Source organism: Nocardioides salarius (assembly GCF_016907435.1).
Classification (GTDB): Bacteria; Actinomycetota; Actinomycetes; order Propionibacteriales; family Nocardioidaceae; genus Nocardioides; species Nocardioides salarius.
The window spans coordinates 2207687-2231717 of the sequence record NZ_JAFBBZ010000001.1 but is presented as its reverse complement, the minus strand read 5'-3'; the positions used below and the strand labels follow the sequence as shown (position 1 = coordinate 2231717).

Annotated in this window: 19 protein-coding genes; 11 read left to right on the top strand and 8 right to left on the bottom strand. The window is 75.2% G+C overall.

Features of this window, described 5'->3' with window-relative positions; translation table 11 throughout:
• Nucleotides 1-18 precede the first annotated feature (18 nt).
• The 5 genes from JOE61_RS10700 to JOE61_RS10680 form a co-directional block, all read right to left on the bottom strand.
• Nucleotides 19-3072 (bottom strand): FtsX-like permease family protein, encoded by a 3054-nt coding sequence (locus JOE61_RS10700; RefSeq protein WP_193669439.1) that lies wholly within the window; start codon nt 3070-3072, stop codon nt 19-21.
• Nucleotides 3069-5402, bottom strand: coding sequence for an FtsX-like permease family protein (locus JOE61_RS10695; protein WP_193669438.1), 2334 nt, complete (start codon nt 5400-5402; stop codon nt 3069-3071). The genes JOE61_RS10700 and JOE61_RS10695 overlap by 4 nt, the downstream gene beginning before the upstream one ends.
• The gene (locus JOE61_RS10690; protein WP_193669437.1) at nt 5399-6235 is read right to left on the bottom strand and encodes an ABC transporter ATP-binding protein; all 837 of its coding nucleotides are present in this window, start codon (nt 6233-6235) and stop codon (nt 5399-5401) included. The genes JOE61_RS10695 and JOE61_RS10690 overlap by 4 nt, the downstream gene beginning before the upstream one ends.
• The gene (locus tag JOE61_RS10685) at nt 6232-7140 is read right to left on the bottom strand and encodes an ABC transporter ATP-binding protein (protein ID WP_307822933.1); all 909 of its coding nucleotides are present in this window, start codon (nt 7138-7140) and stop codon (nt 6232-6234) included. The genes JOE61_RS10690 and JOE61_RS10685 overlap by 4 nt, the downstream gene beginning before the upstream one ends.
• 72 nt (nt 7141-7212) lie before the next feature.
• On the bottom strand, nt 7213-8028 hold the full coding sequence (locus tag JOE61_RS10680) for a pyridoxamine 5'-phosphate oxidase family protein (protein WP_193669436.1): 816 nt from the start codon (nt 8026-8028) through the stop codon (nt 7213-7215).
• 163 nt (nt 8029-8191) lie between these two features.
• Between JOE61_RS10680 and JOE61_RS22495 the strand changes: the two genes are divergently transcribed.
• The 6 genes from JOE61_RS22495 to JOE61_RS10650 all read left to right on the top strand — a co-directional run bounded on the left by JOE61_RS22495 (nt 8192) and on the right by JOE61_RS10650 (nt 14540).
• The gene (locus JOE61_RS22495) at nt 8192-9922 is read left to right on the top strand and encodes a carbon starvation CstA family protein (RefSeq protein WP_193669435.1); all 1731 of its coding nucleotides are present in this window, start codon (nt 8192-8194) and stop codon (nt 9920-9922) included.
• Entirely contained in the window at nt 9919-10311 is a 393-nt protein-coding gene (locus JOE61_RS10670; RefSeq protein ID WP_193669434.1) for a hypothetical protein, read from the top strand. Before JOE61_RS22495 ends, JOE61_RS10670 begins: the two co-directional genes overlap by 4 nt.
• Nucleotides 10312-10322: 11 nt before the next feature.
• Complete coding sequence (locus JOE61_RS10665) at nt 10323-11636, top strand: MFS transporter (protein ID WP_307822932.1); 1314 nt, start codon at nt 10323-10325, stop codon at nt 11634-11636.
• 7 nt (nt 11637-11643) lie between these two features.
• Nucleotides 11644-12546, top strand: coding sequence for a sigma factor-like helix-turn-helix DNA-binding protein (locus JOE61_RS10660; protein ID WP_193669433.1), 903 nt, complete (start codon nt 11644-11646; stop codon nt 12544-12546).
• A 132-nt stretch (nt 12547-12678) separates the two neighbouring features.
• On the top strand, nt 12679-13665 hold the full coding sequence (locus tag JOE61_RS10655; RefSeq protein WP_193669432.1) for an ATP-binding cassette domain-containing protein: 987 nt from the start codon (nt 12679-12681) through the stop codon (nt 13663-13665).
• Nucleotides 13662-14540: an ABC transporter permease gene (locus JOE61_RS10650; RefSeq protein ID WP_193669431.1), complete on the top strand. Its 879-nt coding sequence runs from the start codon at nt 13662-13664 to the stop codon at nt 14538-14540. The genes JOE61_RS10655 and JOE61_RS10650 overlap by 4 nt, the downstream gene beginning before the upstream one ends.
• 131 nt (nt 14541-14671) lie before the next feature.
• Here JOE61_RS10650 and JOE61_RS10645 read toward each other — a convergent pair whose 3' ends face one another.
• Nucleotides 14672-15823, bottom strand: a complete 1152-nt coding sequence (locus tag JOE61_RS10645; RefSeq protein WP_193669430.1) for a PQQ-dependent sugar dehydrogenase — start codon at nt 15821-15823, stop codon at nt 14672-14674.
• Nucleotides 15824-15910: 87 nt separating this feature from the next.
• Here JOE61_RS10645 and JOE61_RS10640 point away from each other — a divergent pair, with 87 nt between their 5' ends.
• The gene (locus JOE61_RS10640) at nt 15911-17500 is read left to right on the top strand and encodes a cation:proton antiporter domain-containing protein (RefSeq protein WP_193669429.1); all 1590 of its coding nucleotides are present in this window, start codon (nt 15911-15913) and stop codon (nt 17498-17500) included.
• A gap of 35 nt (nt 17501-17535) precedes the next feature.
• Nucleotides 17536-18183: a nitroreductase family protein gene (locus JOE61_RS10635; protein ID WP_204797214.1), complete on the top strand. Its 648-nt coding sequence runs from the start codon at nt 17536-17538 to the stop codon at nt 18181-18183.
• A gap of 122 nt (nt 18184-18305) precedes the next feature.
• Here the strand turns inward: JOE61_RS10635 and JOE61_RS10630 are convergent, their stop codons facing one another.
• Nucleotides 18306-20066 carry a DUF429 domain-containing protein gene (locus JOE61_RS10630; RefSeq protein ID WP_193669428.1) on the bottom strand — a complete coding sequence of 587 codons (1761 nt, stop codon included), beginning with the start codon at nt 20064-20066 and terminating at the stop codon, nt 18306-18308.
• 24 nt (nt 20067-20090) lie between these two features.
• A complete protein-coding gene (locus JOE61_RS10625; protein ID WP_193669427.1) occupies nt 20091-21281 on the bottom strand; it encodes a RimK family alpha-L-glutamate ligase in 1191 nt (396 codons plus the stop codon).
• Nucleotides 21282-21305: 24 nt separating this feature from the next.
• Here JOE61_RS10625 and JOE61_RS10620 point away from each other — a divergent pair, with 24 nt between their 5' ends.
• From JOE61_RS10620 to JOE61_RS22490, 3 genes are read left to right on the top strand one after another with little or no spacing between them, the layout of a single operon-like run.
• Nucleotides 21306-21779: an ATP-dependent zinc protease family protein gene (locus tag JOE61_RS10620; RefSeq protein ID WP_193669426.1), complete on the top strand. Its 474-nt coding sequence runs from the start codon at nt 21306-21308 to the stop codon at nt 21777-21779.
• A 1-nt stretch (nt 21780) separates the two neighbouring features.
• Nucleotides 21781-22737: a succinylglutamate desuccinylase/aspartoacylase family protein gene (locus JOE61_RS10615; protein WP_193669425.1), complete on the top strand. Its 957-nt coding sequence runs from the start codon at nt 21781-21783 to the stop codon at nt 22735-22737.
• Nucleotides 22734-24026 (top strand): sensor histidine kinase, encoded by a 1293-nt coding sequence (locus JOE61_RS22490; RefSeq protein WP_193669424.1) that lies wholly within the window; start codon nt 22734-22736, stop codon nt 24024-24026. Before JOE61_RS10615 ends, JOE61_RS22490 begins: the two co-directional genes overlap by 4 nt.
• Nucleotides 24027-24031: the final 5 nt, after the last annotated feature.

Sequence of the window (24031 nt, the reverse complement as noted above, 5' to 3'; positions counted from 1 at the left end):
GCGCCGCGACCGGGCGGCTCAGCGGGCGTTCTCGCGCAGCGTGGCGCCGCGGGCGCCGCGCACGGTGAGCACCGCGCTGGCCACCGCGACCGCGCCGAAGAGCGCCGCGGTCACCAGCGCCAGCAGCGCCAGGCGCGCCGGGTCGACGCCGGCGACGAGCGCGGGGGTCGACAGCGTCTCGGCGTAGCCCAGCGTCACCGTGCGCAGCACGACGTACTGCGCCAGCGCGCCGGCCAGCAGCCCCGCCACGGCGGTGCTGCCGAGCACCACGCACAGCTCGAGGAGCACCGCCCGCACCACCTCGCGCCGCGAGACCCCGACCACCCGCAGCGAGGCGGCGTCGCTGCGGCGCGACGGCAGCTGGACCGCGGTGCTGACCCCCAGCGCGGCCACCGCCATCACCAGCACCAGCACGGCCACCACGGCGTAGAGCCGCAGGGTCAGGGCGTAGGCCTCACCGTCGAGCCCGTCGCGCACCTCGGCGTAGGTGCGGTCGCGCGCCAGGCCGGCGGCACGCAGCTCGTCGGCGACCGCCTCGGGGGTGTCGGCGCGGGCGAGCACCACCACCTCGGAGGAGTCCTGGTCGTAGACCTCGCGGTCGATGCTGACCATCTCGTAGTCGATCAGCAGCCCGCGCGGGCCCAGCAGCGGCACGCTGGCGGCCTCCACGACCGGGTCGACCGGGAAGCTCAGCGGCGAGCTGGTCGAGAAGGCGTTGGGGTCGGGCTCGGTGCGCGCGTCGACGCCCTTGACGACCGGCAGGGCCGCGGGCAGGTCGCCCGCGGTGAGCTGGAGGATGGCGGGCTCGTCGGCGGCGGCCTCGATGCGCAGCACGCCGCCCTCGTCGCTGAGCCGGGTGACCGCCCCGGGTGCGGAGGCGTCGGGCGAGACGCCCCAGCCGGCGCCGCTGACGGCGCCCTCGACCGGCTCGCCGTCGACGAGCACGTCGCGGACCTCGATGGTGCCCGCGACCGTGGTCCGCAGCGCCGCGGGCCCGCCCACGGTCAGCCCCTCGAGGCGGCAGCCGTCGCGGCAGGCACCGACCCGGGTCTCGGTGGTGCCGGTGCCCGGCGCCACCGGGAGGAACGCGAAGCGGACCTCGCCCTCGGCGGTGACCAGCCGCAGCCGCAGCACCAGGTCGTCGGCCGAGCGGGCCCGGTTGTCGACCTCGACCCCGATTCGTGCCCCCTCCAGCACCGGTACGACGCCGCGGGGGCGCAGCCGGTCGGCGATCTCGCCGGTGGAGGTGCCCGGCGTCCACTGCTCCGACCACTGCGCCACCCGCTCGAGCCGGGAGGTGTCGGCGACGGTGAAGACCGGGCCGGTGCTCGACAGGGTGCCGGCGGCCATCAGCCACCGCCCCTCGGGGTCGGCGGAGCGGGTCAGCGCCACCGTGCGGTCGAGCGAGAGGTCGGAGGACCAGACGACCGCCGCGGGGGCGCGGGTGGCGGCCACGCTGGCGCGCCACTGCGCGGCGGAGTCGTAGACGCCGGCCCCGAAGACGCAGATGGCGATCGCGGCCGTGACCGGCAGGATCACCAGGGTGCCCTCGCGGCGCCGGCTCAGGGCGCGGGAGGCCACGAAGGTCGACAGCGAGGTGTCGCGCGGCCCGCGCCGGGTCCACCAGCCGGCGAGCGCGGCGGTGCCCCGGGCGCCGGCCAGGCCGGCGACCACCGCCAGCAGCACCGGCAGCACCAGGTCGGTGACGTCGGGCTCGCCCGGGCCGGTGCTCGACAGCTTGCTCAGCAGCACCACCAGGGCCGCGGCCACCAGCGCGAGCTGGGCCAGCACCGCCCCCCGGCGCGCCCGCACCGGGCGGCGTACGCCGCTGAGCTGGGCGGCGAGGTCGACACGCAGCACCAGCCCGACCGCGACGACCGCGACCAGGGCGGCCCCGAGCCCGACGCCGAGACCGGCCGCGGCCGAGGTCCACGGCAGCGGCACCGGCAGCCCGGGCACCAGCCACGCCTCGACCAGCAGCCACGAGACGCCGAGGCCGAGCCCGGCGCCCGCGGGCACCGCGACGCCCAGCAGCACCAGCGGCTCGGAGAGCCCCAGCGACCACATGCGGCGGCGCGGCAGCCCGCGCAGCGAGGCCAGCGCCAGCTCGGGCAGCCGCAGGTCGGCGGCCGCGGTGAGCAGGCGCAGCAGCAGCGCGAGCGCGACCAGCACCAGCGAGAGCACGGCGGGCGCCACGGAGCTGCGCGCGGTCTCCTGCTGGGCGCGGACCTCGGCGGCCACCCCGTCGACGTCGTTGATCGAGCGGGTCTCGAAGGTGCCGCGCGCGACGTCGAGGTCGAGCGCGCCGAGGTCGTCCTGGGCGGCGGCGACCGCGCGGACCTCGTCGAGCCCGTCGAGGTCGAGGTCGGCGGGCGGCTCGAGGCGACGGTCGACCAGCACCTCGAACCCGACGCCCGACAACCGGTCGAAGGTGTCGGCGCCGGTGAGCAACGGCGCCGGCCGGTAGGGCTGGTTGCTCGGCGCGGGCGTGGGGGTGCGGGAGGAGAAGCGCGACAGGTCGAACCACCAGTCGGCCTCCTCCGGGCCCGGCACCCGGTAGAGGCCGACCACCTCGAGGGTGCCGACGCCCCCGACGTCGAAGGTGGAGCCGACCGAGAAGTCGGTGAGCCCGGCGTCGCCGGCGAGCATCAGCACCTCGCGCGGCCCCGCCGGGCAGCGGCCCTCGACCTCGAGGTGCTCGCAGTAGCCGTCCTTGGTGGCCAGCCGCACCAGCCCGCCCAGGCCCGGCGTCTCGTCGGTGCGCACGAAGGTCTGGGGGGCGACGTAGGCCCCGCCCGCGCCGGCGCCGGCCTGCTCGGCGAGCGCGACGGCGTCGGCGGCGGCCTCGACCGGGCCGGTGCCCGGCGCCGGGGCGTGGACCCAGCTGAGCCCGGTGAGCGCGTTGGGCGCGTCGGCCAGGCGGGTCACCAGGTAGGAGTTGGTCACGGCGACCTGGAAGACCGGGCCGAGCACGGCCGAGCCGACGGCCAGCGCGACCAGCAGCACCGATCCGACCGAGAGCAGCAACCGGGCGCGCAGGCCCCGCACGACCGTGGCCACCAGGGTCCTCATCGCGCCGCCTCCTCGCGCAGGACGGCCGGGCGCGAGCGCTCCGCGGAGGGTCGCCGGCCGCGACCGACCACCAGGGCCACGACCGCGGCCACGACGAGGCCCAGCAGGAGCACCGGCAGCCGGTCGAGGGAGGTGCGCAGCGCGACGGCGTGGTCGGGCACCTCGACCAGGGCCAGGTCGCCGAGCAGCCACAGCACGCCGGCGGCGGTGCCGAGCAGGGCGGCTCCCACCGAGACGACGACCAGGCCGGCGACCTCGAGCCGGACGGCGCCGCGGACCCGGCGCACGTCGAGGCCCACGACGCGCAGGGCGGCGACGTCGCGCAGCCAGGCCGGCCGCTCGCGGGCCACGGCGGTGCCGAGGACCAGCAGCGCGACGAGCAGCCCGAAGCCGGCGACCAGCAGGTAGACGCGGGCCTGCGCGGCCCCGGTGTCGTCGCTGAGCCCGGCGCGCACCTGCTCGAGGGTCCGCAGCTCGCCCCCGGTCTCGTCGAGCACCTCGTCGAGAAGCGCCGGCGGGGTGTCGGCGCGAGCAAGCAGCGCCACCTCGGCGACCGGCACGGTCGGTGGCGAGCCGACGAGTGCGCGCGGCAGGTCGGCCAGCACCCCGTCGGCCTGCACCAGCGGCAGCGCCGGCACCCGGGCCACGACCTGCGCGGGCAGGTCGAGCCCGCCGGGCGAGTCGAGCACCGGCTCGCCGTCCCAGGTCGCGCTGCGGGTGGCCAGCACCGGCACGGCGGCGGAGCCGGGGTCAGGCACGGCGACCAGCGGGGTCGACGAGGTCACCGCGAGCAGGCCGCCCGCGACCGGCACGGGACCGCCGATGCGGTCGCCGCGGGTCTCCTGCGCCGGCGACCAGCCACGCTCGAGCAGGTCCTGGTCGCCGAGGACCAGGGAGTCGAGGGTCCAGGGCAGCTGGCTGTCGTCGGCCCGGCGCTGCAGGGTCACCGCCACCGGCTCGCACCCCTCGGCGCAGCCCACCTCGGCCGAGGCGGTGGCGGGCGCGCCGTCGAGACCGACCTCGAGCCGCAGCCGCACCTGGCGCGTGCCGCCCGTGACGTCGCGCAGGGTGAGCAGGACCTCCGGGCGCACCCGCCCCTCGAGCCGGCGGCTCACGCCGCTGACGGTGGCCACCACGTCGGTGCCCTCGACCGGCCCGGTGCTGCCGGCCGCCGCGTCGTCGACCAGCTCGTCGACCACCGTGGCCAGCCCGGCGGCGGACGTATCGTCGTGGAAGCCGCCCAGCACCCGCTCGTGGCGCGAGAGGTCCAGGAAGGCCCGGCGGGCGGGCACGCTGCCCTCGCCGGGCACCAGCACCGCCGCCATCAGCCAGCGGCCGTCGGGGTCGAGGCGACGGGTCAGCTCGAGCGCAGGCTCGGCGTCGGTCTCGAGGTCGATGCGCAGCGGGGCGCCGGCCACCAGCCGGGCGCTGCGCTCGGTCCACTGCTCGACCTGGACCGCGGCGGTGAGCGCGACGCCTGCCACGACGGCCGCGGCCACCAGCACCTGCACCGCGCCCCCGGCGCCGGCCGCACCGGCGACCCGGTCAAGGCGGCGGGCGGCCAGGAAGCCGGCCAGCCCGCCGCGCGGGCCCCGGTGGCGCACCCACCGCCGGGCCAGCAGCCGCAGCAGCCACAGCGCACCCGCGCCGACGGCCAGCCCGACCAGGGCCGGCCCGGCCAGCACGACGAGGTCCGGCCCGCCCGCGTCGTCGGCCGGGGTCACCGAGCTGCGGTAGACCGCGACCGCCGCACCGACGACGACCAGCACCTGGGCGAAGGCGGAGGCGAGCGTCGTACGCCGCGGCCTGGCGACCGCCGCGACCTGGTCGGCCAGCGGCTCGCGCAGGGCCGCCCCCATGCCCACCAGCAGCGCGACGAGCCCGGCCAGCACCACCAGGACCGCGGCCGTCAGGGCGTCCGTGCCCACGAGGGCGGCGGGGTCGGTGAGCCAGGCGGAGGCGCTGAGGTGGGCGACCAGCAGCCCCAGGCCGCCGCCCAGCAGCCCGCCCAGGACCAGCACCAGCAGCGGCTCGAGCGCCAGCAGCACGTAGAGCTCGCCGCCCTCGAGGCCGCGCAGCCGGGCCAGCGCGATCTCGCCCCGCCGGGCCGCGGCCAGCTCGCGTCCGGTGGTGGGCAGCGCCACGAGCGCCAGCAGCAGCAACGGCACCGCCAGCGCGCCGGAGGTGCCGGCGGCCTCGGAGAAGCCCAGCACCGCCACCACGCCGGCGACCACGACGGTGGTCAGCGCCAGCAGCGGCGCCAGGGTGCCGCGGCGCGACCAGGCCCCGCGCAGGGTCCGGGCCAGGTCGCGGGTCAGGGCGCGGGTCACCGGCCGGCCGGCGGGCGCCGGAAGGCGGAGTGGTCGACCGGGGCCGGGTGCTGCTCGGGCTGGTGCTGCTCGGGCTGGTGCTGCTCGGGCTCCCTCTGCTCCGGCTGGTGCGGCTCCGGTGCGGGCTGGGGTGCGGGCTGGGGTGCGGGCTCGGGTGCCGGGTCGGGGTGGCCGGGCAGGGGCACCGGCTCGGTGTGGTCGACCAGCCGGCCGTCGTCGAGGGCGTGGTGGGCGTCGCAGGCGTCGACGACCGCGGGGTCGTGGGTGGCCACGACCACCACCGCGCCGCGCTCGGCCTCGCGCCGCAGCTCGGCCAGCACCAGGGCGCGGTTGCCCTCGTCGAGCTCGCTGGTGGGCTCGTCTGCGAGCAGCACCCCGGCGCCCACGCACAGCCCGCGGGCCAGCGCCACGCGCTGCATCTGCCCGCCCGAGAGCTCCTCGACCTGGCGGTCGGCGAGGTCGGCGATGTGGAAGCGGGCCAGCGCCGCGACCGCCTGCTCGTCGGCCGCGACCGGCTCGACGCCGCGGGCGCGCAGCGCCACCGACACGTTCTCGCGCGCCGACAGGATCGGCACCAGGCCGTAGACCTGCAGCACGAAGGCCACCTCGGGGCGCGGGTCGCCGGTGCCGCGCCAGGTGGGCGCGCCGTCGTACGTCGCCTCGCCGGCGGTGGGCTCGAGGAGCCCGCCGACGATCGAGAGCAGGGTGGTCTTGCCCGACCCGCTGGGGCCCGACAGGGCGGTCATCTCCCCGGCGCGCAGCACCAGGTCGATGTCGGCCAGCAGCGGTCGGTCGACCTCGTAGCGCACCCCGCGCACGTGCACGTCGCTCACGGCCGGCCCCCCTGCTCCTCGGGCGGGCGCGAGACGACCAGGCGCTCGTCGTCGTCACGGGTCTCGGGCTCGATGCGCACCAGCGTGCCCTGCGGCCACTGCTCGGCCAGGTGGGTGGGTAGGTGCACGACGCCCTCGGCGCCGATCACGACGTACTCCGCGCCGTCGCGGCCCTCGAGCCCCACGCGTCCGCCCTTCATGGTCACCGTGCGCGGGAAGGTGGCCGCGACCTCGGGCTGGTGGGTGACCACCACGATCGTGGTGCCGAGCTCGTCGCCGAGCTCGTGGACCAGGCCGATCACGGCGTCGCGGTCGTCGTGGGAGAGCTGGCTGGTCGGCTCGTCGGCGAGCAGCAGCTGCGGCGAGGTGGAGACCGCGCAGGCCAGGGCCAGGCGCTGGCGCTGGCCGCCCGACATCGTGGAGACGACCTGGTCGGCGACGCCCTCGAGGCCCACCCGGGCCAGCAGGTCGGTCTCGGGGACGGCCGCCCGGCGCTCGGCCGAGCTGAGCGCCAGCCGGGCGAAGGCGATGTTCTGGCGGGCGGTGGCGTAGGCCAGCAGGTTGCGGGTGGCGCCCTGCAGCATGGTGCTCACCCGTCGGGAGCGCAGCCGGGCCAGCTGCGGCTCGGGCAGCCGCGAGATCTCGTGCTCGCCGAGGAAGATCCGCCCGGCGCTGGGCTTCTGGATGCCGCCGAGCAGGGTCAGCAGCGTCGACTTGCCCGAGCCCGACGGGCCCAGGAAGGCGACCCGCTCGCCGGGGCGGATCGCGAGGTCGACGCCCTGCAGCGCGACCACGTCGTGGCCCTCGAAGGTGCGGTAGAGGTGCACCACGCCGGAGCACCGCACCCCGATGCCGCCGGGGTGGTCCAGCTCGCCGATGTCGACCCCCGGCTCGAGCACTGCCACGTCTGCGCCTCCCTTGTCCGCGGCACAGCAGACCCCACCGGTCACCGGCGGCGCAACACCGGGGCCGCTTCGTTAAGGACCTGTGACTCGCGGGGTCGCGGGCGGCGCGGCCGCGAGCCCGGCGCGGCAGGCCCGCTCGAGGGCGCGGTGGCGCCGCCAGCGGCGCAGCAGCCCCGGCACCGGGGGCAGGCCGGTGGACCCGGGAGCCTGCTCGACCTGCAGCTGCGCGCCGTCCCAGCGGCCCTGCCAGCTCCACCGGCCCCACCGCTCGAGGTCGGGCCACGACAGCTCCTGGCCCAGCAGCAGCGCGGGCCCGGGCGCGGGGGCCGGCCCGCGCAGCGCACCGGCCGGGCCGGTCACCGTGGCCTCCGGCCAGCCGCCCGCGCCGTCACCGGCCACCACCAGCAGCTGGTCCTCCCGGCTCTCCCGCGCGCCGAGCGGCGAGTCGTCGAGCACCTCCAGGTGCACCAGCAGGCGCGGCAGCCACCACCAGTGCTCGCGGCGCAGCAGCACCGAGTCGGCCAGCAGGCGCGACGGCGGCCAGCGCAGCAGCTCCTGCTCGAGCAGGGTGGCGGTGAAGACGTCGCCCTCGGGGTCCTCCTCCAGCCGGGTCCGCGCCCGCACCCCCAGCGGCCGCCAGGCGCGCCCGGCGCCCTGCGGCTCGCTGAGGCAGAGCAGCACCCGGCCGGCGGCGGCCAGCGACCGGGCCGTCTCGAGCTCGGACCAGGGCAGCGCCAGCACCGGCCCGTCCGGGCCGACCAGGGGCAGCACGCCGTGCACCCGGGGCCGGCCCTCGACCGTCCAGGCCACGTCGGCGACCACCGCGGCGCGCAGGGCGGCCTCGACGTCGGGGTCGCGGCGGACGGGACCGGGGGGCACTTCGGGCACGGCGCCACTGTAGGCAGCAGCGCTCGCCCGGACAGGGGGTGACAGCGCTCACAGGTAAAGAGCATGATGTCGACCGGCCCGCCACTCGGGTGGCCGCCGGCGCAGCGCGTCTCGACGACCACCCGACGCACCACCTCGTCCACCCGGGCCAGGAGGAGTCGTCGTGCCCGCCATCGTCGTCGCAGCCGCCGTGGGCGTGCTGTTCTTCCTGGCCTACCGCCACTACTCGAGCTACCTGGCCCGCCGGGTCTACGGCACCGACGCGGCCTTCGTGACCCCGGCGCACCAGTTCTCCGACGGCGTCGACTTCGTGCCGACCAACAAGCACGTCGTCTTCGGCCACCACTTCACCTCGGTGGCCGGCGCGGCCCCGATCGTGGGCCCGGCGATCGCGGCGTTCTGGGGCTGGGGCCCGGCGCTGGCCTGGATCGTGGTCGGCACCATCTTCGCCGCCGGCGTGCACGACATGGGCTCGCTGGCGGTCTCGGTGCGCCACGGCGCCCGCAACATCGGCAGCATCGCCCACGACGTCATCAGCAAGCGGGCCCGCACCCTCTTCCTGCTGATCATCTTCTTCCTGCTGACCCTCGTGAACGCGGTCTTCGCCGTGGTCATCGGCAACCTGCTGGTGGCCAACCCGGGCGCGGTGATCCCGATCTTCGTCGAGATCCCCCTGGCGATCGGGATCGGGCAGTACATCTACCGCTCCCGGTCGGCGGCGCTGGTGCCCTCGCTCATCGGCGTCGTGGTGCTCTACGCGCTGATCTGGGTGGGCCTGCAGGTGCCGATCGAGGTGACCGGGCTCGCCGACGCGCTCGGCGTCGACAACCCGCGCAACGTGTGGGTGGTCATCCTGTTCGTCTACGCCTTCATCGCCTCGCGCCTGCCGGTCTGGGTGCTGCTGCAGCCGCGCGACTACATCAACTCCCACCAGCTCTTCATCGCCCTCGGCGTGATCGTGGCCGGCATCGCGGTCGGGTGGAACACCATCGCGGCCCCCCTGGTCAACGACGTGCCCGAGGGCTCGCCGTCGATCTTCCCGTTCCTGTTCATCACCATCGCCTGCGGTGCGATCTCGGGCTTCCACTCCCTGGTCGCCTCGGGCACCACCGCCAAGCAGATCGACAACGAGGCCGACGTGCGCCACGTCGGCTACCTCGGTGCGGTCGGCGAGGGCGCGCTGGCCGTCGGCGCGCTGCTGGCCGTGACCGCCGGTGTCGCCGCCACCCGCGCCGACTGGTCGGCGCTCTACCCCGACTTCGACACCGCCTCCGGCGGGGCCGTGGGCAACTTCGTCAACGGCGTCGGGGTCTTCGCCAACAACCTGGGCGTGCCGCTCGACCTCGCGGTCATCTTCGCCGCCGTCGTGGTCATCTCCTTCGCCGCGACCACCATGGACACCGGCGTGCGGCTGCAGCGCTACGTCGTGCAGGAGATCGCCGAGGTGCTCGGCTGGCAGCGCCTGGCCCGCAACCTGACCCTGGCCGGCATCGTGGCCGTGGTGGTGCCGCTGGCGATGGCGCTGCTGCCCGGCGGGGGCGAGGCCGGCTACACCTTCGGGGTGCTCTGGCAGCTCTTCGGCACCACCAACCAGCTCACCGCCGGGCTCGCGCTCGCGGTGGTCGCGGTCTGGGTGGTCCAGCGCGGGCGCAACCCGGTGGCCGTGCTGGTGCCGCTGGCGTTCCTGCTGGTGATGACGTCGTGGGCGCTGGTGGTCAACCTGCGCAACTTCGTCGACGACGGGCAGTGGGTGCTCGCCCCGCTCGACGCGATCATCTTCGTGCTGGCCGTGTGGCTGGTCGTCGAGGCCGCGCTCGCCCTGCGCCGGGCCAGCGGTCCCGGCTCCGACAGCGAGCACGAGCCGGTGCCCGACGACAGCCCGCAACGGCGGTGAGCCGCACCGCCGGCACCGTGGGGCGGGTCGTGCTGGTGCGGCCCTGGACCGACGCCCGCTCCGGCGGCGGCTGCTGCGCCGGGCCGGTGCCCTCGCGCCCGCACGAGCACGACGCCTCGAGCGACCCCGTGGGGGCGGCGTACCGGGCGCTGCGCGGTGAGCTGCCCGACCTCGACGTGCAGGTCGTCGACGTCGCCAACACCGCCTGGCTGCTGCCCGCGGTGCTGCGCCGCGCCCGCCCGCGCGTCGGAACGCTGGGCGCGGTGCGCTGCGCGCTGGGCGCCACCCGCGCCGGCTCCGTGCTCGTCGACGGGCTGCGCGTCGGCGACCTCGAGACCCTGGCGCCCGACGAGCTGGTCGCCGTCGTGAGGCGCGCGGCCACGGCGTAGGTTCTGCGCCCGTGAGGGAGCGGATGCGGGGCCTGGTGGCCGACACGAGGCCGCTGCGCAACGACCACTTCCGCCGCCTGTGGGTGGCCAACATCATCACCGTCGTCGGCGCCCAGCTGACGGTGGTGGCGGTGCCGGCGCAGATCTACGCCGACACCGGCAGCTCGGCGTACGTCGGGCTGACCGGGCTCTTCGGCCTGGTGCCGCTGGTCGTCTTCGGGCTGTACGGCGGCGCTCTGGCCGACGTCTTCGACCGGCGCAGCATCCTGCGGGTCACCACCGTCGGGCTGATCGTGACCAGCGGGCTCTTCGCCGCGCAGGCCTTCATGGGCTCCACCAACGTGTGGCTGCTGCTGAGCCTCTTCGCGGTTCAGCAGGCGTTCTTCGCGGTCAACCAGCCCACCCGCAGCGCGGTGCTGCCCAGGCTGCTGCCCCCCGAGCTGCTGCCGGCGGCCAACTCGCTCAACATGACCGTCTTCCAGGCCGGGGCGATCGCCGGTCCGCTGGTCGCGGGCATCGCGATCCCCTTCACCGGCTTCGCGTGGCTCTACGCGATCGACACCCTGACCCTCTTCGCGACCCTGGCCGCGGTCGTGCGGCTGCCGGCGCTGGCCGTGGACGGCGCGGCGGCCCAGGTGCCCGGGCTGCGCGCGGTGGTCGACGGCTTCGCCTACCTGCGCACCCAGCCGGTGCTGCTGATGTCCTTCGTCGTCGACATCGTCGCGATGGTCTTCGGGATGCCGCGGGCGCTGTTCCCCGAGATCGCGGTCGTCGACTTCGGCGGGCCCGACGAGGGCGGGATGGTCTTCGCGCTGCTCTTCGCCGCCATCCCGGCCGGCGCGGTCCTGGGCGGGGTGCTCAGCGGCTGGGTCTCACGGATCTCGCGGCAGGGGCTCGCGGTGGTGGTGTGCATCCTCGTCTGGGGCGTGGCGATGACCGGCTTCGGGCTGGCCGTGCTGCTCGCCGAGCAGTGGCGCACGCCGATGCTGGTCGCGGCCCTGCTGATGCTGGTCGTCGGCGGCGCGGCCGACATGGCCTCGGCGGCGTTCCGCACCTCGATGCTGCAGAGCGCCGCCACCGACGCGATGCGCGGGCGCCTGCAGGGCGTCTTCATCGTCGTGGTGGCCGGCGGGCCGCGGGTCGCCGACGTGCTCCACGGGGCCACCGCCGCCGGCGTCGGCGCCGGTGCCGCCGCCGCGGGCGGAGGTGTGCTGGTCGTGGTCGGCACCGTGGTGGCCGCCCTGGTGGTGCCCTCCTTCGTGCGCTACCGGATCACCCGCAGCCCTCCCGGACCCCTGGTCGGTGGCGGAGTGCATGAGGGATGATGGACCGGTGAACCCGGTCGGCGACTCCCCCCTGCTCGAGCACGGCGAGACGGACGAGCTGGCGGCGTACCTGCGCTCCCTGGCCTTCCGCCTGCTCGGCTCGCTGGGCGCTGCCGACGAGGTGCTCACGCTGACGCTGCGCCGGCTCGCCGAGGCCCGGCCCGGCTCCGTGATCGACGAGCGCACCTGGACGTGCACGACCCTGTCCCGGCTCAGCATGGTGCGGCTGCGCGAGCGGCGACCGGCCGCCCGCGCCGGTGACCCGGTGACGCTCGACCTCGACGAGCCGTTCGACCCCGTCGACCCGGCCGGCGAGGCCGACCCGGCGGGCCTGCGCGAGGGGGTCGGCGCCGACCTGCTCGCCGCCCTCGACCGGCTGGCCCCGGCCGAGCGGGTCGCGTTCGTGCTGCACGACCTCTACGACTGGCACTTCGAGGACGTCGCCGGGGCGCTGGGGCGCACCCCCGTCGCGGCCCGCGAGCTGGCGATCCGCGGCCGGTACGCCGTGCGCGCCGGCAGCGACCACGAGGCGGCCGACGGCGGCTCGGGGGCCCGGGCCCGCCAGGGCGCGGTCGTGGGCCGCGTCGTCGCCGCCGCCGGCGCCCACGACCTCGCCGCGCTGCGGGCCGCCCTGCACCCCGAGGTCCGCCTGCGCGCCGACGGCGCCGCGATCGACCTGGGCGCCGAGGCCATCGTCGAGGGCCCCGAGGCGGTCGCCGCGCACCTCGCCGAGCACGTGCACGACCTGCGGCCCGCCCTGCTCGACGGGTACGCCGCCGCGGTGTGGCGCGAGGACGAGGCCGAGCGGATGGTCGTCGGCTTCACCGTCGAGGACGCGCTGGTCCACGAGATCGACCTGGTCGCCGACCCCGCCGTGCTGCCGCTGCTGGACCTGGCACCCCCCTCGTAGCCCCTCGTAGCCCCTCGTAGCCCCTCCTGGCCCGTCCTGGCCGTCCTGGTCGCTCCGGGGCGATGAATTCGGTTGTCGGCGCCGGTCCCTAGGCTGCAAGGTCGAGGGGCGAGGCCCAGGAGAGGACGACTGATGGTGGACATGATCCAGGCCCACGGCCTGGTCAAGCGGTACAAGGAGGTCACGGCGCTCGCCGGGCTCGACCTGGCGGTGCCGGAGGGCCAGGTGCTGGCCCTGCTGGGCCCCAACGGCGCCGGCAAGACCACGGCGGTGCGGGTGCTGACCACCCTGCTCAAGCCCGACGAGGGCACCGCCCACGTGGCCGGCGTCGACGTGCGCGCCGACCCCGACGGGGTGCGGGCGCGCATCGGCCTCTCGGGGCAGTACGCCGCGGTCGACGAGCACCTGACGGGCTTCGAGAACCTCGAGATGGTCGGACGGCTCTACGGCCTGGGCCGCAACCGCTCGCGCGCGCGGGCCCGCGAGCTGCTGGAGCGCTTCGACCTCGTCGACGCCGGCGACCGGCCCTCCAAGACCTACTCCGGCGGCATGCGCCGGCGCCTCGACCTGGCCGGGTCGCTGGTGGCCGCGCCCCCGGTGCTGATCCTCGACGAGCCCACGACCGGGCTCGACCCCCGCAGCCGGGTCGGCATGTGGGACGTCATCCGCGAGCTGGTCCGCGACGGCGCCACGCTGCTGCTGACCACGCAGTACCTCGAGGAGGCCGACCGGCTCGCCGACGACATCGTGGTCATCGACCACGGCCGCGCCATCGCGCGCGGCACCGCCGACCAGCTGAAGTCGCAGACGGGCGGCGAGCGCGTCGAGGTGGTGCTGGCGCACGCCTCCGACCGCGAGACGGCCGCCCGGCTGCTGGGCGCGGTGGCCGTGGGCGAGGTCGGCGTCGCCGAGAACGGGCGCGAGCTGACCGCCGCCGTCGAGGGCGGCGTCCGCTCCTTGCGCCACGTGCTCGAGGGCCTGGAGGCCGCGGGCCTCGAGGTGCTCGACATCGGCCTGCGCCGCCCCACCCTCGACGACGTCTTCCTGAGCCTGACCGGCCACGCCGCCGAGAAGGACCCCGACGAGAACACCGACGCGGCCGAGGAGGCCCTGCGATGAGCACCACCACTCCAGGCACTCCCGGCACCGAGACCGGGCTCCTGCCCGAGCCGACCCCCGTGCCGGAGCGGCCCCACGGGGTCGTGCGCGCGCTGACCGACGGCTGGATCGTCGCCAAGCGCAACCTGGTCAAGATCAAGCGCGTGCCCGAGGTGCTGATCTTCGTGCTGATCAGCCCGATCATGTTCGTGCTGCTGTTCGCCTTCGTCTTCGGCGGCGCGATCGATCCCGAGGGCGCGGTCGGCTACCGCGAGTTCCTCATCGGCGGCATCTTCGCCCAGACCGTCGTCTTCGGCGCCACCTTCACCGGCGCCGGGCTGGCCGAGGACATGCAGAAGGGCATCATCGACCGGTTCCGGTCGCTGCCGATGTCGCACGCCGCCGTCCTGGTGGGCCGCACCACCTCCGACGTCGTCTACAACGTGCTGTCGCTGATCATCATGGCGCTGACCGGGCTGCTGGTCGGCTGGCGGATCCGCGAGGGCGCCTTCGACGCCCTGCTCGGCTTCGCGCTGCTGCTGCTCTTCGCCTACGCGATCAGCTGGGTGATGGCCTACGTCGGCCTGCTGGTGCCCTCGGTCGAGGTCATCAACAACGCCTCGTTCATAGTCATCATGCCGCTGACCTTCGTCTCCAACGCGTTCGTGCCGCTGAGCTCCTTCGACGGCGTGCTGCGCCAGTTCGTGCTGTGGAACCCGGTCTCGGCGCTGACCCAGGCCAGTCGCGAGCTCTTCGGCAACGTCGACCCCTCGACCCCGGTGCCCGACGCCTGGTCGATGCAGCACCCCGCGCTCTACACGCTGGGCTGGGTGGTGCTGATCCTCGCGGTCTTCGTGCCGCTCTCCACCCGGCAGTTCGCCCGCGCCTCCTCCTGACCCGGCCCGAACCTCCCGCTGACCCGGCGCAAATGTCCCGCTGACCCGGCGCAGATCTCGCGCCGAGCCGGCCCAGATCTCGCGCCGAGCCGGCCCAGATCTCGCGCCGAGCCGGCCCGGATCGCGCTGGGTCAGCGGGTCAGCAGCAGGGCGCGGTCGTCGCCGTCGCGGACCTCGCCGCGCCCGTCGGTGTTGGAGGTGACCAGCAGCAGGCCGTCGGAGCCGGGCAGAGCCAGGACGCTGCGCAGGCGACCCAGCTCGCCGGCGAGGTGGCCGACGGGCTGCTCGACGGGCGCGTCGCCGTCCCCCAACGGGATCTCCCAGAGCCGCTCCCCGCGCAGCGCCGCCATCCACAACGACCCGTCCCAGTGGGCCAGGCCCGAGGGCGAGGCGTCCTCGGTGCGCCAGACGACGACAGGGTCGGTCTGGCCCTCCCCGCCGCCGCTGCCCTCGACCTGCGGCCAGCCGTAGTCGCCCCCCGCCTCGATCAGGTTCAGCTCGTCCCAGGCGTTGGCGCCGAACTCCGAGGCCCACAGCCGGCCCTCGTCGTCGAAGGCGAGTCCCTGCACGTTGCGGTGGCCATAGCTGTAGACCTCGTCGTCGAAGGGGTTGCCGGGGGCCGGCTGCCCGTCGAGGGTCAGCCGCAGCACCTTGCCCGACAGCGACCCGCGGTCCTGGGCCGACTCCGGCACGCCGTTGTCGCCGGTGCCGACGTAGAGGAGGTCGTCGGGGCCGACCAGGAGGGCGCCGCCCTGGTGGTAACCCGCGCCGCCGGGGATCCCCTCGAGCAGCACCTCGGGCTCGCCGAGGCTCTGCCCGTCCCAGGGCATCGAGACGATCCGGCTGGACTCCTCGACGGTGTAGTAGGCCAGCAGCGCCGACTCGTCGGGGGTCAGCGCCAGACCGAGCAGGCCAGCCTCGCCGCCGGGGACGACGTCGGGCAGGGCCCGCAGCTCCTTGCGCTCGCCTGACCCGGGGTCCACGCGCAGGATCCGTCCGGTGTCGCGCTCGCTGAGCAGCACGGCCTCCTGCGAGGTCGCGCTCAGGCCCCAGGGGCTGGTGAGCCCGGTGGTGACCGTGCGGCTGTCCAGCGCGACCGGGTCGCCGGCGTCGACGTCGTCGCCGGGGCCGGCGGTGCGGGTCGCCTCGCTGGGTGCGTTGGCGCGCTCGCCCGGCTCGGGGTCGTCGCCGCACCCGGCCAGCGCCAGGCCCATCACCAGGGCCAGTGCGATGGCCGGAGCGGGCGCCGGGGCGGCGCGGGAGCGGCGTACGCGGCGAGTCATCTCTCCAGCCTGACAGGCCGCACCACCCTCGTGGGGTGAGCCGGGCGCAGGGCTGGGAGGATCGTCGGTGAGCTCAGGAGGAACCCCATGGAGGACATGACGGCGATCCTGGTCGTGGCGCTGCTGGGCGGCATGGCCGCCGCCGTGGTGCGCCTGCCACCGCTGATGGGCTTCCTCGTCGCGGGCTTCGTGCTCAACGTCGCCGGGGTCGAGTCGGTGCCCGCGCTCGACGTGGTGGCCGACCTGGGCGTGACGCTGCTGCTCTTCGGGGTGGGGCTCAAGATCGACCTGCGCCAGCTGGCCGAGCGCCAGGTCTGGGCCACCGCCACCGCCCACATGGTCGGCTCGACCCTGCTGGGGGCCGGGGTCGTGGCGCTGGTGGCCCTGGCCGGCGTGACGCTGCTGGAGGGCAGCGACTGGCGCACGTGGGTGCTGGTCGGCTTCGCCCTGTCCTTCTCGAGCACGGTCTTCGTGGTCAAGACGCTCGAGGAGCGCAGCGGCTCGCGCTCGCTGGGCGGGCGCACCGCGATCGGGGTGCTGATCGTGCAGGACCTCGCCGCGGTGGTCTACCTCGGCGCGTCGGCCGGCGAGCCGCCCAGCCCGTACGCCGTGCTGGTGCTGCTGCTGCTGCCGGGCGCGTGGGTGCTGCGCACGGTGCTGGCGCGCCTGGGCCACGACGAGCTGCGCCCGCTCTTCGGCCTGGTGCTGGCGCTGGTGCCGGGCTACGCGCTCTTCGACGCCGTGGGCCTCAAGGGCGACCTCGGCGCGCTGGTGGTGGGGATGCTGCTGGCCGGGCGCCCGGGCGCCGACAGCCTCGCCAAGAGCCTCTTCACGCTCAAGGACCTGCTGCTGGTCGGGTTCTTCGTCTCCATCGGCATCGGCGCCCTGCCCAGCGTCGAACACCTGCTGGTCGCCCTGCTGCTGGTGCTGGTGCTGCTGCCGCTCAAGGCCGTCGGCTTCGCGGTGCTGCTCGGCCTGACCGGGCTGCGGCGGCGTACGGCGGTGCTGGCCGGGTCGAGCCTGGCGAACTTCTCCGAGTTCGGGCTGATCGTGGCCGTCGCCTCGTCCGCCGAGGTGCTGGGCGAGGAGTGGGTGGTCACCCTGGCGACCGCGATCGCGGCCAGCTTCGTCGTCGGCACGGCGGTCGGACGCCGCCCGGAGTACCTGGTCGGCCTGCTCTCGCACCTCGTGCCCGAGCGGCCCGCGCACCGCCTGCACCCCGAGGACCGCCCCCTCGACGTGGGCCACGCCGAGGCGGTCGTGCTCGGGATGGGCCGCGTCGGCCGCTCGGCCTACGAGCGGCTCGAGCAGCTGCACGGCCTCGGCGTCGTCGGCGTCGAGAGCTCGGGCGAGCGGGTGGCCCGGCTGGTCGAGGAGGGCGTCGACGTCGTCGAGGGTGACGCCACCGACCCGGAGTTCTACGAGCGGCTGCGCACCGGCGACGTGCGGATGGTGCTGCTGGCGATGCCCTTCCACGGCAACAACCTCGACGCGCTGCAGCTGCTGCGCTCGAGCGGCTTCGCCGGCACCGTCGCCATCGTCACCCAGTACGACGCCGACCTGCGCCAGGCGCGCACCCTGGGCGCCTCGACCGGCTTCCAGCTCTACGACGGCGCGGGCACCGAGCTGGCCGACCGTGCCGCGCAGGCCGCCGGGCTGCGCTTCGACGACGACTGAGCCCGCACGGTCGCGGGCTCTGCGAGGCTTGGTCCGTGCCCGAGAGCGTGCCCGCCCCCCAGCTGTCCCTGCCCGACGACGAGGCCCGCGCGCGGGTCTCGGCCTTCGCCGACGACCTGGCCCGCCGGCGTACGGTGCGCGACTTCTCCTCGCGCCCGGTCGCCGAGGGCGTCCTCGAGGACGCCGTGCGGGCCGCGGCCACCGCGCCGAGCGGTGCGCACGTGCAGCCGTGGCGCTTCGTGCTGGTCACCGACCCCGTCGTACGCCGTCGGCTGCGCGAGGCGGCCGAGGCCGAGGAGCGCGAGTTCTACGAGCGCCGCGCCTCGGAGGAGTGGCTCGACGCCCTCGCCCCGCTGGGCACCGACGCCAGCAAGCCGTTCCTGACCGACGCCGCCGCGCTCGTGGTGGTCTTCGAGGTGCACGCGGGACCCGGCTCGCCCAAGCCCTACTACGTCAAGGAGTCGTGCGGCATCGCCGTCGGCTTCCTGCTCGCCGCCCTGCACCAGGCCGGCCTGGCCACGCTGACCCACACCCCGAGCCCGATGCGCTTCCTCGCCGAGGTGCTGGGCCGCCCGCCCGAGGAGCGCGGCTTCGTCGTCGTGGCCGTGGGCCACCCGGCCGAGGACGCCCGGGTGCCGGCGCTGGAGCGCAAGCCGCTCGACGAGGTGCTGGTGCGGGTCTGACCCCGCCGGCGCACCCTGCCGCCACCGCGGTCACCACCACGAAACTCCTGCCGGGACGACAAAGCTTCATCGTCCCGGCAGGAGTTTCATCGGGCGCCCGATGAAACTCCCGCGCCGGCCCCTCAGCCGGTGAGCTTGGCCAGCCGCGCCCGCAGCAGGTCGACGCGGTGGGCGTTGCCGTGCAGGTCGACGTAGGCCTGGGCGTACGACGCCAGCAGGGCGTCGTCGAGCCGGCGCACCGCACCGGGCGGGTAGCGGTAGTCCATCCGGGCGTTGATCTCGGTCTCGTCGACGGCCACCAGCACCTCGGAGAGCTCGCCGAGGCTGGTGACGCCGAGCTCGAGCAGCAGCCCGGAGATCCAGGCGTAGTGGTCGGTGCGCGACCAGCCGGCGTCGGCGTACTGCCCGGCGAGGAAGGCGGCCAGCTCGCGCGGGTCGAGGCGGGGGTCGGCGTCGGGGGCGACCGGCTCGTCGGTGCGCGGGTCGGTGGCCTGCAGCCGGTCGCGGATCGTGGCGAACTCGCGGTCGGCCAGCTCGAGGAGGCCCGCGGCCAGGGTGAAGCGGCGGTCGAAGTCGCGGGCGTGCTCCTCGGGCACCACACCCTTGTAGCGGATGTCGTGCTCGAACTCGGCCCACGCGTGCTGCAGCACGGTGCGGATCTGCACCGAGGCGACCAGGCCGCGCAGCGGCGCCCACGCCGGGTCGCCCTCGCGGGCGGCGTCGAGGCCGATGACCTGGTGCCGGCTGGCGTAGCCGAAGCGGCCCTCGCTGGCGGTCTCGCGGCCCATGTCGCGGTCGTCGTGGACGACCAGCTGGTCGCCGAGCAGGTCGGCGACGGTCTCGACGTCGCGCTGCACGTAGGTGATGACCCGGACCCCGAGCTGGTCGGTGACCTCGACGAGCGGGTCGCGGTAGAGCGGCTTGCCACCGGGGCGCCCGTCGGCGGTGCGCGCGGCCTTGGCGGCGAAGGAGGCGACCGACTTGGTGCGCCCGGTCACCGACAGGTAGTTGATGCCGGCCTCGTCGAGGATCGACTGCACCAGCTGCACGTAGCGCTCCCCGGCGTCGCGCAGCTGCGGCAGGCGCGCGGCGTACGCCTGGGTGGCGGCCTGCACCGGGTCGGCGCGCGGGCGGGCCCGCCGCGGGCTGGGCTCGAGGTCGTCGGGCAGCGTGGGCACCACGACGTAGCCGTCCTCCCAGCCGCCGTCGGGGCCGACGTACGTCGTGGTGGCCTCGGGGTGGGTGTCGGCGAAGAGCCCGACGTAGGCGCAGACGACCGCGTCGACCTGGTCCTCGACGACCCGCAGCTCGCTCTTGCGGGTGGCGCTCTCGACGGCGTCGCGCAACCGCGCCCAGGGCTCGCCGGCGGTGACCACCACGGTCTCGAGGTAGCCCATCAGCGCCAGCAGCTCGCTGCGCAGGCTCTCGAGGTCGCGACCGGGCTTGTTCTTGTACTTCAGGGTGCGGCCCAGGCGGAACAGCGAGACCGTCGCCGGGTGCGGGTAGACCTCGATCGCCCGGCGCTGGCGCCCCGAGCGCGGGTTGAGGTCGAGGCCCAGCAGGCCCGCGACGCGGGCGCCCCGAGGGGTCTCCTTGAACTCGGGCTTGCCGGTGTTGGCCGGGTGGGCGCCGGCGTCGAAGCGCGCGAAGTCCTTGTTGAGCGCCGCCTCGCAGCCCCGGTTGCCGCTGGGGTTGCGCACGATCAGCGGCGCGTCGATCGAGACCAGGCAGGCCCCGGCCGCCACGACGCCCTCGATCGCGGCCACGACCTCCTCGTCGCTGCGCTGCGCCGAGACGTGCACCAGCCGCGCGTCGGGGTCGAGCACGGCGATGCCCGTGGGGGCGCGCTCGCCCCAGGCGAGGTCGACGCCGACGTAGTGCATGCCCCCAGCCTGTCCTACCCGGGCTCAGGCCTCGTGGATGGGCTCGGCGGGCAGCTTCTTGACCTTGCGGGTACGACGGCGCCGGCCCGGGATCATCGAACGCATCTCCTCGAGCTTGCCGAAGCACAGCAGCCGGTCGCCGGCCTCGAGCACGTGGCGGCTGTGCGGGTTGGGGATCACGCTGGTGCCGCGCTGCAGGGTCAGCGCGGAGATGTCGCGCTCGCGCAGCCCCGACTCGCCCAGCGTCTTGCCGACCAGGTCGGAGGCGGCCTGCACCGCGATCTCCGCGACGCCGTACCCGGTCGAGACGGTCAGGCGCTGGCGCACGTCGATCTCGGGGAAGGCGACCTGGTTGTCGATGTGGTCGATGATCGAGCCGGCGATGTCGAGGTCGGTGGCGCGCTCGATGCCCTCGAGGCCCGGGGAGGAGTTGACCTCCATCACCAGCGGGCCCTCGTTGCCCTCGAGCATGTCGACGCCGGCCACCCGCAGGCCCATGATCTGCGCGGCACGCACCGCGGCGCGCTCGTAGTCCTCGTCGAGGGTCACCGCCTCGACGGTGCCGCCGCGGTGCACGTTGGAGCGGAACTCGTCGCCCTGCGCGACCCGGCGCATCGCGGCCACCACCCGGTCGCCGACGACCAGCGCCCGGATGTCGCGGCCCTTGCTCTCGCTGACGAAGCGCTGGATCAGCACGTTCTGGCGGGTGCTGTGCAGCGTCTCGATGATCGCCTCGGCCACCTTGATGGTCGGCGCCAGGATCACGCCGATGCCCTGGGTGCCCTCCAGCAGCTTGATCACCACGGGCGCTCCGCCGACCCGCTCGATCGCCGCGATCACGTCGGCGCGGTCGCGCACGAACGTCGTGGCCGGCATCCCGATGTGGTGGCGCGAGAGGATCTGGGTGGCGCGCAGCTTGTCGCGCGAGTTGGTGATCCCCCACGAGGTGTTGGGCGTGTAGACGTCCATCTGCTCGAACTGGCGCACCACCGCGGTGCCGAAGTAGGTGATGGAGTTGCCGATGCGCGGCAGGACCGCGTCGTAGTGGGAGAGCCGCTTGCCCCGGAACTGCAGGTCGGGCTCGTCGCCCGACAGGTCGATGCCGAAGCGCAGCGTGTTGAGGACCTTGACCTCGTGACCCCGGTCGAGGGCGGCCGTGCGCAGTCGCTGCGTACTGTACGACCGGGGCGCGCGGGACAGGATCGCGAGTTTCATGGGTACCCAGACTGAGAGGCGACGGTGGAGACGGATCTTTCCTACACCCTCGCAGGCTGGCGCGAGTGGGTGAGCCTGCCCGACGCCGGCGTCGAGTGGATCAAGGCCAAGCTCGACACGGGCGCGCGGACCTCCGCGATCCACGCCTTCGACCTCGAGGGCTTCGGGCGTGACGGCCAGCGGATGGTGCGCTACTCGGTGCACCCCTGGCAGGCCACCGACGAGGACGCCGTGGTCGTCGAGAGCCCGGTGCTCGACGTGCGCGAGGTGCGCTCGTCGTCGGGGCACGTCGAGGAGCGCTACGTGGTGCCGATGGCGATCACCCTGGTCGGGCGCACGGTGAGCGTCGAGATGAGCCTGAGCCGCCGCGACGAGATGGGCTTCCGGATGCTCGTGGGTCGCGAGGCGCTGCGCCAGGGCTTCGTCGTCGACCCCGGGCGCTCCTACCTCGGTGCCCGCCCGCCCGTGGCCACCCGACGCCGCAACCGGGGTCGCTGACGTGGCCCGCCCCTCCTTCGAGATCGGACCCGTGCGGGTGCGGCCGGGCCGGCGCCAGTCGCTGTCGCTGCCGATCACCCGCCTGGTGACCGGCGCCGAGGTCGACCTGCCCGTGCGGGTCGTGCACGGGCGCGAGGACGGCCCCACCGTGTGGATCGACGCCGCCATCCACGGCGACGAGGCCGTAGGCGTCGAGGTGGTGCGCCAGGTGCTCGCCGACCTCGACCCCCGCACCCTGCGCGGCACCCTGATCGCGGTGCCGATCGTCAACGTCCTCGGCTTCATGACCGGCAGCCGCTACCTGCCCGACCGTCGCGACCTCAACCGCTCCTTCCCCGGCTCGGCCCGCGGCTCGCTCGCCGGGCGGATCGCGCACCTGATGATGACCGAGGTCGTGGCCAAGTGCTCGGTGGGCATCGACCTGCACACCGGCTCCGACCGGCGCACCAACCTGCCGCAGATCCGCACCGACCTCGAGGACCCCGAGACCCGCCGGCTGGCCGAGGCGTTCGCCGCGCCGGTGATGATGCACGCGCGGCTGCGCGACGGCTCGCTGCGCCACGCCGCCCGCGAGGAGGGAGCCAAGGTGCTGCTCTACGAGGCCGGCGAGGCCTGGCGGATGGACTCGTGGGCGGTCGACGCCGGCGTGCGCGGCGTACGACGTGTGCTCGCGGCGCTGGAGATGACCGAGCCGGTCGAGGAGGAGCCACCGACGCCCAGCCTGGAGAGCTGGCGCAGCGGCTGGGTGCGCGCCCGGGGCACCGGGATGCTGCACCTCGAGGCCGAGCTGGGCCAGCGGGTGGAGAAGGGCGAGCGCCTCGGCGGCCTCTTCGACTCCTTCGGCAAGCGGGTGCGGCTGGTGCACGCCGACCGCGACGGCATCGTCGTCGGCCGCACCGAGGCCCCGCTCGTCAGCTCGGGCGACGCCGTGGTGCACCTCGCCGAGGTGACCTCGTGAGCCCGGCCACGCGCCCGGACCCCGGGGTGCCCCGCGAGGTGGTGATGCTGCGCGAGCTGCACGCCCTGCTGACCTCCATCAGCAGCGAGGAGACGCTCCGCGGGCTGCTGCAGAGCGTGGTGCAGGGCGTCGTCGACGTGCTGGGCTTCCAGATGGCGGTGGTCAACTACCTCGACGACGACGGCGTCCTCGAGGTGCTCGCGGTGGCCGGCGACGAGGACGCGCAGCGCTCCATGGCCGGGCGCCGGATGCCCGTGCAGGAGATCCTCGACGAGTTCGAGCTCGCCGACGAGTGGGGGCTGCTGCGCTTCGTGCCCCACGACCGGCTGCCCGCCGACGGGCAGAGCACCTGGGTGCCCGACCTCGAGCCGATCGAGGGCCCCGACGCCTGGCACCCGATGGACGCGCTCTACGCGCCGCTGCAGGGCCCCGACGGCGCGCTGGTCGGGGTGCTCGGCGTCGACCTGCCCATCGACGGGCGCCGGCCCGACGAGCTGGCCCGCCAGGTGCTCGAGATGTACGCCGTGCACGCCGGGCTGGCCATCCACCGCGCCCGGGCCCTCGAGCGCGAGCACGAGCTGGCCGCGGGGCTGCGGGAGTCCAGCCGCTACCGCGAGCAGGTCAACGCGGCCGTGACCCACGAGCTGAAGAACCCCCTCACCTCGATCCTCGGGCACGTCGAGATCCTCCAGGACGCCGCGCCGTCGGCGCCGCAGCTGGGCCGCAGCGTCACCTCCATCAGCCGGGCCGCGCGCCGGATGGAGTCGCTGGTGGCCAGCCTGCTGACCCTGGCCCGGGTCAGCGACCCCCAGCAGCAGCAGGCGCACGAGAGCGTCGACCTCTCCGAGCTGGTGCGCGAGGCCCACGAGCTGGCCGCGGTGCAGGCCGAGCGCGGCGAGATCTCGCTGAGCCTCGAGGGCGCCGACCGGCCGCACCGCACCACCGGCGACGCGCCCGAGCTGGCCATGGTGGTCTCCAACCTGCTCAGCAACGCCCTGAAGTACACCCCGGCCGGCGGCTCGGTGCGCCTCGGGCTGGCCACCCACGACGACGGCGTCGAGCTGACCTGCGCCGACACCGGCCAGGGCATCCCCCTCGCCGACCAGCCGAGCATCTTCGACGAGTTCACGCGCGCGCCGCAGACCGGCGACGTCGAGGTGCCCGGAAGCGGCCTGGGCCTGGCGATCACCCGGCGGGTGCAGCGCCACGGTGGCCGCATCTCCTTGGAGTCCACCCCCGGCCAGGGCACGACGGTGCGGGTGCTGCTGCCGCCCGACCCGCGGGCCTGACCTCA

Coding starts and splice junctions, on each gene's coding strand:
- JOE61_RS10630 (WP_193669428.1), bottom strand. CDS start 20,066: ATGCACTACGTCGGCGTCGACCTCGCCTGGGGCGAGCGCGCCCCCACG.
- JOE61_RS10645 (WP_193669430.1), bottom strand. CDS start 15,823: ATGACTCGCCGCGTACGCCGCTCCCGCGCCGCCCCGGCGCCCGCTCCG.
- JOE61_RS10655 (WP_193669432.1), top strand. CDS start 12,679: ATGGTGGACATGATCCAGGCCCACGGCCTGGTCAAGCGGTACAAGGAG.
- JOE61_RS10700 (WP_193669439.1), bottom strand. CDS start 3,072: ATGAGGACCCTGGTGGCCACGGTCGTGCGGGGCCTGCGCGCCCGGTTG.
- JOE61_RS10625 (WP_193669427.1), bottom strand. CDS start 21,281: ATGAAACTCGCGATCCTGTCCCGCGCGCCCCGGTCGTACAGTACGCAG.
- JOE61_RS10650 (WP_193669431.1), top strand. CDS start 13,662: ATGAGCACCACCACTCCAGGCACTCCCGGCACCGAGACCGGGCTCCTG.
- JOE61_RS10640 (WP_193669429.1), top strand. CDS start 15,911: ATGGAGGACATGACGGCGATCCTGGTCGTGGCGCTGCTGGGCGGCATG.